Below are 9,980 nucleotides of genomic sequence, written 5' to 3'. Positions count from 1 at the left end.
GCCGGCCAAGCTGGTGATCGGCGCCATGATGCGCAAGCTCGTCCACGTTGCTTTCGGCGTCTTAAAATCTGGCAAACCATTCAATCAGGAGCTTCAAAACGCTTGACCGGCATAACAGTATCTACGGAACACGGCCTTGACGGCCCGTGTTCCTAACCCGCCGCTCAGGCGCCGAACTCTTCCAGCTGTTCTATGCGCCGCTGTGTCAGCAGCGCCTTCCACGCGTGCGGCGCTACCCCCGGGTAGCGCGCCGCGCCCAGCGCCACCCAGGCGTCGCGGTAGGCCAGCCATGCGCGCTGCGTGCTCTTCACGCCTTCCTTCGTCACCGTGCCATAACCCAGCCCCTGCGCGCCATCCTTCTGCGGGTGCTGCATCACGCGCTGGTAGACCTGGTTCAGCTTCTTGTCCAGCTGCTGGAACTGCTGCTCGCTGTAGCGCGGCAGCTTGCCCTTCTCCGCGTCCTGCACGTCGTGCGCAAACAGATCCAGCTCCACCCCGTGCGCCTCGATCGCCAGCGCACCGCGCAAGGTGCCGCTCATATCGGTCTCGTCGCTCGCGCGGTGCGCGGCAAACTCCTCCAGCGCCTGCTGCAGCTTGGCCGCAGCCGCCTGCTGCCCCGGCAGCCAGGTCTTCATCAGCACCGCCAGCTTGCCGGCGCGCGCCTTGCTGTCCAGCCTGTCCTGGATGGCGGCGCACTGCCCGCCCATAAAGCCGCTGGTAATGTCGTCGCACTGGTCGAAAGGCGTGGCTTCATGGTGCTGCATGCGCTCGTTCAAATGCGCCACGCGGCCATCCATTTCGGCCGGCGAGGCCGGCAGCGAGCAGGCGTATTTCACCGCCAGCTCATGGTTGCGCGACACGCCGTAGCCGTTCGCGTACAGCATCATCAGCACGGTGGCGTCGCTCTCGGCGTAGGCGCAATGGCGCACATGCTCCCAGTCGGACGTGGTGGCGTGCGGACGCGCGCGGGTGTCGTAATAGAGGTTTTCGGCGCCGCACTGGCGCAGCGCGTGCAAGGCCCCGCTGGCGGGCAGCTCGCGCGCGGGCGGCTGCACGGACTGCACGCGCAGGCACTGGCGATACCATGCCGAATTGGGATCAACCATGCTGCCCATGGCGGAGGTATTCGGATAATCGGCTTGCGCACCCGCGAGCGCAGGCAGCAGCCCTGCCGCCGCGAAAATTCGGGACCAGCTCATCTAAGCGTCTCCACCACTGTTTTATTATTCTCACAGTATAGTGACGAAACAGCCACAGCACCACGATGATGCACTGTGGCGCCAATGTGACGGCAAGGCGGAGGGAATGTGGCGGAAAAGTTACAAAAATATATACTATTTCCCTGTGAGCAAGTTAGAATTAGAGCAACTCCACTACCCGGGAACATCGATGAAACAGCTGTGCGCTGCCTTCTTGCTGACGCTTGCCGCCGCCGCCGCCGTTGGCGCGGAAATCGATCCGCAGCAGAAATCGCCCTGTGTGCAGCCCAACTTCCCGGTCCGCTCCACCACGCTCGACAGCGTGCGCCTGGTTGAAAAGGCGCTGCGCGAATGGCGCGCCTGCTTCCGCATCGCCGCCGCCCAGCACCAGGGCGTGGACGACATGGTGGCCTCCAGCCACGACTACCAGCAAGTGAAAGCCCGGCACGAAGCCTGGGTGAAAGCGACCGTGGAACACAGCAACGGCCAGCCCTACGGCAAACTGGCCGCCAACCGCGTGGAGCGCGACTTCTGGGAAAACCTGATGGCGAACCGCAGCTACACCGCCGCCAAGCCCCCCGCCCCGCGCCAGGCTGAAGCGGCCGCGCACCAGCCAGCCGGTTCCAATTAAGCGGTTTTACTCAACTTGACTAGGCAGCCGCTTTCAGCGGCGCCGCCGCAGCGGCAGCCTGCTGCCGCCGTATCGCCAGCACCAGCAGCGCCGCCAGCAAGCAGGCCGCGCCCGCCGCGAACAGCGCCGGGTTGTAGGTGAACCACAAAGCGCGTACCCGGCCCGCGCCGTAAGCCGCCACCGCCGCGCCCAGCTGGTGGCCGGCAAACACCCAGCCGAACACCATGCCCGCGCGCTCCTTGCCGAACGTGGCGCCGACCAGCTTCACCGTGGGCGGCACGGTGGCGATCCAGTCCAGACCGTAGAACATGGCAAACAGCGACAGCCCGTACAGCGTGAACTCCGAATACGGCAGCCACAGCAGCGACAAGCCGCGCAAGCCGTAGTACCAGAACAGCAGCTTGCGGTTGTCGTAGCGGTCCGACAGCCAGCCGGAAGCGATGGTGCCGAACAGGTCGAAGGCGCCCATCATGGCCAGCACGGACGCGGCCGGCACGGCCGACAGGCCGGCGTCGCCGCACAGCGAAATGAAATGGGTCTGTATCAGGCCGTTGGTGCTCAGGCCGCAGATGAAGAAGGTGCCGAACAATATCCAGAAAGTGCGGTTGGCGGACACGCTGCGCAGCACCGCGAACGGCGTGGCGAAAGTGATTTTCGCCGGCGTGGCGGCCGGGGCTGCGCTTGCTGCCGCGGCGGCCGGGTCCATGCCGAACGGCAGCAGGCCCACGTCAGACGGCCGGTTGCGCATCAGGAAGAAAGCGCCCAGCGCCACCAGCGTGCAGGCAAAGAACACCGGCAGCAGCGCCATGCGCCAGCCGTAGTGCTCGATCAGCCAGGCGCCCAGCGGCAGGAACACCAGCTGGCCGGTGGCCGAACTGGCCGTCAGCAGGCCGATGATGAGGCCGCGCCGCGTTTCAAACCAGCGGTTGGCCACCACCGCGCTCAGCACCAGCGCCGTCATGCCCGAGCCTATGCCCAGCATCACGCCCCACAGCGCCACCAGGTGCCAGAACTCGCTCATGCGGGTGGCCAGCACCAGTCCGGTGGCCACCAGGCCCAGCGCCGTCACCACCACATTGCGCAGGCCGAAGCGCTCCATCAGGATGGCGGCGAACGGCCCCATCAGGCCAAACAACGCAAAACGCACCGCCAGGGCGGACGAAATCTGGTCCACCTCCCAGCCGAACTCCTTGCTGAGCGGCTGCAGCAGCGCGCCCGGCAAGCCCAGCGCGGCGGACGAGGTTAGTGCGGTCAGGAAAGTCAGGGCGACGATGACCCAGGAATAGTGCACGCCGCGGCGTGCCAGCCAGGCGGACAGGGGTTGAGCAAACATGGACGGCCTCATGGATTGTTGAAAGATGCTGCGTCCCACGCATTTTAGATTACGATCATAATTTAAGCAAACAAAAAAAGGCCCGCGCGCGGCGGACCTGAACTACACGGCCGGGGGTGCCCGGCCGCGCAGCCTGCTACTGCTTGATCTGGATGGAGCTTTTCACCTCGTTCACGCCCTTGACGCCGCGCGCCAGCTGCACGGCCTTGTCGGCCTCGGCCTTGGACGGCACGAAGCCGCTCAGCATGACCACGCCCTTCACGGTTTCCACGTGCACATCCAGCGCCTTCACGCCGGGATCGGCGGCCAGGTCGGCTTTCACCTTGGTGGTGATGACGGTGTCGCTCATGGCGTCGCCGGCGGCGGCCGTGGTGTTGCGGGTGGTGTCGGCAGCGGTGCCGGTGGCGGCCACAGTGCGGTCACGCATATTGTCGGTCGCGTTGGCGGTCTTGTCGCGGGCGGTGCCCACGGCGGCGGCGGTGCGCTCGCCTACGGTCGGAGTCGGATCGGCGCGGCGCGCATCGGCGATGGCCTTATCCTTGGCGGACTTGGCGTCCAGCTTGCAGGCGCTCTTGGCGTTGCCGCTCATGTCGTCGCATTTTTCCTTGGCCAGGCCGTACTCGGCGTCCGCCACTTCCTCGCGGGCCTTGCGGATATCCTTGGCGTCGGACTTGTGCTGCGCCACCGCGTCGGCCTCGGCCTTGGCGCGGGCCACTTTGGCCTCTTCCTGGCAGATATCCTTGGCGTTGGCTTTCAGGCTGCTGCACTGCGCCTTGGCGGCTTTGTAGTCGGCGGCGGCCTTGTCCTTCATCGACTTGTAGGCGGCAGTATCGTTGTCGGCCATGGCGTAGCTGCTGCTGATGGCGCCAGCCAGCGCCAGGATTACGAATTTGTTCATGATGAATTCCCCTAAGTGATGGTTAGCGTAGTGATTAAACGCCTGCCGCCCGTTTCACTCTGTACGCTAACCAACACAAAAACTCATCATTCCGCCGCCGCCAGTCCCTGCTTCCACAGGGCCCGCGCCTGCTCGAAAGGCGTGGCGCCCTCCGAGAACGCGGCGCCGTCGGCCGCCAGCGCCAGCCAGGCGCCGGTGTCGTGCGACACATGGCTGTCCGGCTGCGCCGCGCGCACCTGTTGCAGCCAGGCATACACCTGCCCATATTGCTCCGGGTGGGCGCCCCGCATCCAGGCCAGCGCCACCAGGTCGGCATAGCCCTCCTCGCGGCGGGTATCGCGCAGTTCCTGGCTCAATTTCTGGATTTCGGGCGGCAGCGCCGCCTCCGGCGTGCGCTGCTGGAAGCCGCTCGGCACCGAGTGCCAGGCCCCCTGCGCATAACGCCAGCAATGCGCCACTTCATGCGCCGTCATGGCCTCTATCATCAGCGCGCGCTGCGCAGCGGGCAGCGCTTGCAGCACGTCCTCGGCGGCGGGGTTGCCGCGCATGGTCAGCACCAGCTTGCAGCGGCCGCCATCAAAGCCCATGGCCAGCGGCACCGCGCCCGGCTGGGCTTGCGGCTGCACGATGATGTCGATGGGAAGCTGCTGCTGCTTGGCGTAAGCCAGCACGGAAGCGCCGGCTTGCAGCCAGCGCGTCTCGACGTCGGTCAGCGGCGCCGCCGAGGCAAAAACCGGCAAGCACAGCAGCGCAGCGGACACAGAACGTAAGATCAATTTCGGCATGTTTCACCCCTCTGAGAGGAAATAATACATGCCGCAAGTCAATTCGTAACAGCTGTTACAAAATATTTGCTTAGTTGAATTGCATATTTTCCAAATTAAAAATTGTCGCTTTAGAATTCTTCCCAGCCGTCATCGGCGCTGGCAACGGCGCGCTTGGGAGACGGCCGGGCCTGCTCGGCCACGGGCTTGCTGGCCCTGGCCGGCGTCGCGGCCGCGAGGCGGGCCGGGGCCGGGCGCGGCGCGGCAGCCGCCGGAGCCGACGGACGGGCGCTGGACTGTGGCCGCTGCGGTACAGCCGACTCATCCAGCTTGAAGATGCTCACCACCTGCGACAGATTGCCGGCCTGGTCCTGCAGCGACGCGGCGGCGGCGGCGGCCTGCTCCACCAGCGCGGCGTTCTGCTGCACCACCTGGTCCATCTTGCCCACCGCCTCGTTCACCTGCTCGATGCCCGAGGTCTGCTCCGCGCTGGCGGTCGAGATCTCGCCCATGATGTCGGTCACGCGCTTGACGCTGTTGACGATGTCCTGCATGGTCGCGCCGGCCTGGTCCACCAGCTTGGCGCCCGCGTCCACCTTCTCCACCGAATCGTCGATCAAGCCCTTGATCTCTTTCGCCGCGCCGGCCGAACGCTGCGCCAGGTTGCGCACCTCGGTGGCCACCACGGCGAAGCCCCGGCCCTGTTCGCCCGCGCGCGCCGCCTCCACCGCCGCATTCAGCGCCAGGATATTGGTCTGGAACGCGATGCTGTCGATCACGCCGATAATGTCCACGATCTTCTTGGACGACTCGTTGATGGAGGCCATGGTGTGCACCACCTCGTTCACCACCGCGCCGCCCTTTACCGCCACCTCGGAAGCCGACAGCGCCAGCTGGTTGGCCTGGTAAGCATGGTCGGAATTCTGCTTGACGGTGCCGGTCAGCTGCTCCATCGACGACGCGGTCTCCTCGATGTTGGCGGCCTGCTGCTCGGTGCGGCTGGACAGGTCCATATTACCGGCCGCAATCTCGCGCGAATTGGTGGCGATGGTCTGCGTGCCCGCGCGCACCTGGCTGACAATATTCACCAGGCTGTCGCGCATGCCGCGCATGGCGTGCAGCAGGCTGCTGTCGTCGCCCGGCTTGGTATCGATGCGCACCGCCAGGTTGCCCGACGCGATGCAGGCCACGATGGAGGCCGCATACTCGGGCTCGCCGCCCAGCTGGCGCAGCAGGCCGCGGCTGATAAACCACGCCGCCGCCACGCCCACGCCGATGGCGATCAGGCACAGCACCACCATGAACACGAAGAAGCTGCGCGCCACGCTGGAGGCGCTGTTGGCCTGCTCCATGCTCATTTTCTCTTCCAGGTCGATCATTGTATTGACCGACGCCAGCCACGCCACGAAGGCCGGCGCAGCCTGCTGCTGCAGCAGCGCGGTCGCTTCCGGCAGCTGGTCCGCCGCGCGCAGCTCGATCACCTTGGCGATCAGCGGCTGGGCCTTGGCCTCGCTGGCCTTGATGCCCTCCAGCGCGCTTTTCTCCTCCGGCGTCACGCCCTTGCCGGACAGGATGATCTGGTCCAGCGGCGCGGCCGACTTGGCGTAATTATCGGCCAGCGTCTTGATATGTTCGACGTGCGGACGGGCCGCAGCGGCATCGGCCGCCAGCACCACATCGCGCAGCGCGATGGAACGGTCATGCACGCTGCCGCGGAAATTGATGGCATAGCGCTGCTTGACGTTGTTCACGTCGCTGATATTGGTCAGGATGGTATCGATCTTCTGCACCCGGTTGATGCCGAGCGCAGTGACGATGATAAGGAGGAGGAAAACCAAGCCAAAGCCGGTGGCCAGGCGGGTGCTGATTTTAGTGCGTTCAATGTCCATGCCGGTATCCCAGTCCTATTATTGACAATCGGAAATAACTGGAAGGAATTTAACACGGATGAAACAATCTTGCAGAGCCCTCGCCGCCCCTTTTCCTAAGCTTTCAGCCGAATCCTACAAGCGACCTGAGCCGCATTCCCCCAACTTCGGGGTCAGACCCCGAAGTTGGGGGAATGCGGCTCAGGCTGCTTAGCGGGAGGCGATGGTGGCGAGGGGGCCTTGGGGCTGCCAGCCGGCGCCGAGGGCGCGGGCGACGGCGACCGTGGCGAGCAGGCGCTGGGTGGTGATTTGCGCGGCGGCGCGGTCGGCTGCCAGGCTGCTGCGCTGTGCGTCCGTCACGTCCAGGTAGGTCGATACGCCGCGCTCGTAGCGGGCACGCGCGACCACGTAGGCGCGCGCGGCGGCTTCGCGCGATTGCGCCTGCACCAGCTCCTGCTTCTGCTTTTGCTGCACGTCCGAGAGCGCGTCGTCCACTTCGCGCAGCGCGGTCAGGAGCTTGCCTTCGTGGTTGGCTACTGCTTCTTCGTAGCGCGCCTTGGCCAGCGCCAGGTTGGCGCGGTTGCGGCCACCGTCGAAGATCGGCAGCGACAAGGCCAGCGGGCCGATGCTGAACTGCCGCGAGCCGCCCTTGGCGATCTCGCTCAGGCTCTCGGAGGCGAAGCCGAAATTGCCGGTCAGGCTGATCGACGGGTAGAACCCGCCTTCGGCCACGCCAATCTGGGCGTTGGCGGCGCGCAGCGTGGCGACGCTGCCGGCCAGGTCGGGCCGCTGCGACAGCAAACTGGCCGGCAGGCCCACCGGTATCGCCGGCGGCTGCGGCAGGCCGGCCGCCGCAGCGGCGGGCAGCCGCATGGCCGACGGCGAGGCGCCGGTCAGCGTGGCCAGGCTGTGCTCGAGCGTGTTGCGCTGCCGTTGCACTTCCTGCAGATCCGCTTCGGCGTTGGCGCGTTCGATGCGCGCGCGCGACGTGTCCAGCTCATTCGACAGGCCCGCATTGAAGCGCGCGTTGACCAGTTCCTCCGTTTCGCGGCGGCTGTCCAGCGCTCCGTTCAGGATGGCGGCCTCGGTGTCCAGCCCGCGCAGCTGCCAGTAGGTGGTCGCTACTTGCGAGGACAGCAGCAGCAGCACGCCGTCGCGGTCCGCTTCGGCGGCCAGCGCCTGCGCGTCCGCTGCTTCGACCATGCGGCGCACACGGCCCAGCAAGTCAACTTCGTAGGACATCGACGCGCCCAGCGAGTAGTTGTTGCCGTGGATGGAGCGGTTGCCCAGCGCCAGCCCTTGCGAGGTGTTGGCCGAGGTGCGCGAATTCGATACGCCGCTGTTCACGCTCAGCGACGGCGATTCGCTGGCGCGCGCCAGTCCCAGTTGCGCCTGCGCCTGCAGCAGGCGCTGCGCGGCGGCTTTCACGCTGGGGTTGTCGCGCAGCGCGCTTTGTTCCAGGCGGTTCAGCGTGTCGTCGCCGTAGATGGTCCACCATTGCGCGGGCAGGCGCGCGTCGCTTTGCGCGCCCGCCGGAGCGTGGCGGAAGCCTGCGTCGGCCACGTTCTTCGGCGCGCTGAAATCGGAACCCACGGTGCTGCAGCCTGCCAGCGCCAGCCCAACGGCGGCGGCCAGCGTGATTTTTTTGAATGAACTGAACATATCGTTTATACCTTTTCGTCTGGTGTTCTTAGTGCGCGCCGCCACCGCCGCCCGGGGACTTGACCTTGTCGGACATCCACAGCACCGGTATGCAAGCCAGCAGGATCGCGCTGACGATGAAGAAGCCGTCGTTATAGGCCATCACATAGGATTCGCGCCGCACAATGCCGTCGATCGCCTTCAGCGCCTGCTCGCCCGCCATCACCGCTTCGTAGCCCTTGCTGATGAACGACTGCGTCAACGCGGCGATGCGCTCCTGCGCGGCCGGCGCGAAGGAGTTGACCGCTTCGCCCAGGCGCTGCGAGTGGAAGTGCTCGCGCTGCGACAGCGAGGTGGCCAGCAGCGCGATGCCGATCGAGCCGCCTAGGTTGCGCGTCATGTTGAACAGGCTCGATGCGGAGGCCATGTCCTTGGGCGCGATGCCTTGCATGGCGAAGTTGGACAGCGTCAGCATCACAAAGGGCTGGCCCAGCGAGCGCACCACTTGCGACGCCAGCAGCTGGTCGTAGCCGGTGGTCGCGTCCATATAGGCGTTCATCAGGCAGGACACGCCGAACATCAGCAGCCCGAACGAGCACAGGATGCGGTTGTCCACCTTGCCCGACAGCTTGGCCACGAAAGGCATGATGAACAGCTGCGGCAGGCCGGCCCACATGATGACTTCACCGATCTGCATCGGCGAGTAGCCGGCGATCTGGCCCAGGTACAGCGGCAGCAGGAAGGACGAGCCGTACAGCGCCATGCCGAACACCGCCGACAGCGCGGTGGCGACCAGGAAGTTGCGCTGGCCGTACAGCGCCAGGTTGACGAAGGGGTTGGCCCTTGTCGCGCTGGTGACTATCCAGCCCAGCAAACCGGTCAGCGCCAGCGCGGCGAAGGTGATGATGAAGCCGGAGTCGAACCAGTCCTTGCTGTTGCCTTCTTCGAGGAAGATGGTGAGGCAGCCCAGGCCGAGCGCCATAAAGCCTATGCCCAGCCAGTCGGTCTTGAGCAGGTCGCCCCACTTGGTCTTCTCGGCATCCAGGCCGTAGGCCACGCCGGCGATCAGCAGCAGGCCGGGCACCCAGTTGATGTAGAAGATGGAGGGCCAGCCGTAGATTTCGCTCAGGTAGCCGCCCAGCGTGGGACCCATCGAGGGCGCCAGCGTAGCGGTCAGGCCGAAGATGGCCATGCCGGCGGCGCGCTTGGACGGCGGCAGCTTGAGCATCACCAGCGTGAACGCCATCGGTATCAGCGCGCCGCCGGTGAAGCCTTGCGCCATGCGGAACACGATCATGCTTTCCAGATTCCAGGCCGCGCCGCACAGGGTGGAGAACAGCAGGAACAAGGCGGTGGTGCCCATCATGTAGCGGCGCGCGCCGAACACGCGCGTGAGCAGCGCGGTCAGCGGGATAACGATGATCTCGGCCACCAGGTAGGCGGTGGAGATCCACGAGCCTTCTTCCTGGGTGGCGGACAGGCTGCCGAGGATGTCCTTCAGCGAGGCGTTGGTGATCTGGATGTCCAGCACCGCCATGAAGGCGCCCAGCATGCCGGCGCCGACAGCGATCCAGGTGCGCAGGTCGACCTTCTGGCCGTTCTGCGGCAGCGCCGGGGCTTGGTTGATAGTGGTGCTGCTCATGGCT

At 65.8% G+C, this 9,980-nt stretch carries 8 protein-coding genes and 1 pseudogene; 2 read left to right on the top strand and 7 right to left on the bottom strand.

Annotated features, from left to right (window positions below; genetic code table 11):
• Positions 1-106, top strand: a pseudogene (locus tag GTP77_RS31250) (IS110 family transposase); the annotation flags it as partial.
• 58 nt (positions 107-164) lie between these two features.
• Here the strand turns inward: GTP77_RS31250 and GTP77_RS17405 are convergent.
• A complete protein-coding gene (locus GTP77_RS17405; RefSeq protein ID WP_161073409.1) occupies positions 165-1,199 on the bottom strand; it encodes a lysozyme inhibitor LprI family protein in 1,035 nt (344 codons plus the stop codon).
• Positions 1,200-1,389: 190 nt separating this feature from the next.
• Here GTP77_RS17405 and GTP77_RS17400 point away from each other — a divergent pair, with 190 nt between their 5' ends.
• The gene (locus tag GTP77_RS17400) at positions 1,390-1,830 is read left to right on the top strand and encodes a hypothetical protein (RefSeq protein ID WP_161073408.1); all 441 of its coding nucleotides are present in this window, start codon (positions 1,390-1,392) and stop codon (positions 1,828-1,830) included.
• Positions 1,831-1,849: 19 nt separating this feature from the next.
• Here GTP77_RS17400 and GTP77_RS17395 read toward each other — a convergent pair whose 3' ends face one another.
• The 6 genes from GTP77_RS17395 to GTP77_RS17370 all read right to left on the bottom strand — a co-directional run bounded on the left by GTP77_RS17395 (position 1,850) and on the right by GTP77_RS17370 (position 9,976).
• Complete coding sequence (locus tag GTP77_RS17395; protein ID WP_161073407.1) at positions 1,850-3,163, bottom strand: MFS transporter; 1,314 nt, start codon at positions 3,161-3,163, stop codon at positions 1,850-1,852.
• A 136-nt stretch (positions 3,164-3,299) separates the two neighbouring features.
• Positions 3,300-4,061: a BON domain-containing protein gene (locus tag GTP77_RS17390; protein WP_161073406.1), complete on the bottom strand. Its 762-nt coding sequence runs from the start codon at positions 4,059-4,061 to the stop codon at positions 3,300-3,302.
• A gap of 86 nt (positions 4,062-4,147) precedes the next feature.
• Entirely contained in the window at positions 4,148-4,846 is a 699-nt protein-coding gene (locus GTP77_RS17385) for a hypothetical protein (RefSeq protein WP_161073405.1), read from the bottom strand.
• 110 nt (positions 4,847-4,956) lie between these two features.
• Positions 4,957-6,714, bottom strand: coding sequence for a methyl-accepting chemotaxis protein (locus GTP77_RS17380; RefSeq protein WP_161073404.1), 1,758 nt, complete (start codon positions 6,712-6,714; stop codon positions 4,957-4,959).
• 189 nt (positions 6,715-6,903) lie between these two features.
• Positions 6,904-8,355 carry an efflux transporter outer membrane subunit gene (locus GTP77_RS17375; protein ID WP_161073403.1) on the bottom strand — a complete coding sequence of 484 codons (1,452 nt, stop codon included), beginning with the start codon at positions 8,353-8,355 and terminating at the stop codon, positions 6,904-6,906.
• A gap of 28 nt (positions 8,356-8,383) precedes the next feature.
• A complete protein-coding gene (locus tag GTP77_RS17370) occupies positions 8,384-9,976 on the bottom strand; it encodes a DHA2 family efflux MFS transporter permease subunit (RefSeq protein ID WP_161073402.1) in 1,593 nt (530 codons plus the stop codon).
• Positions 9,977-9,980 lie beyond the last annotated feature (4 nt).

It is taken from the genome of Pseudoduganella aquatica, from assembly GCF_009857595.1.
Lineage (GTDB): Bacteria > Pseudomonadota > Gammaproteobacteria > Burkholderiales > Burkholderiaceae_D > Rugamonas > Rugamonas aquatica_A.
This window is presented reverse-complemented; position numbering and strand designations above follow the sequence as displayed.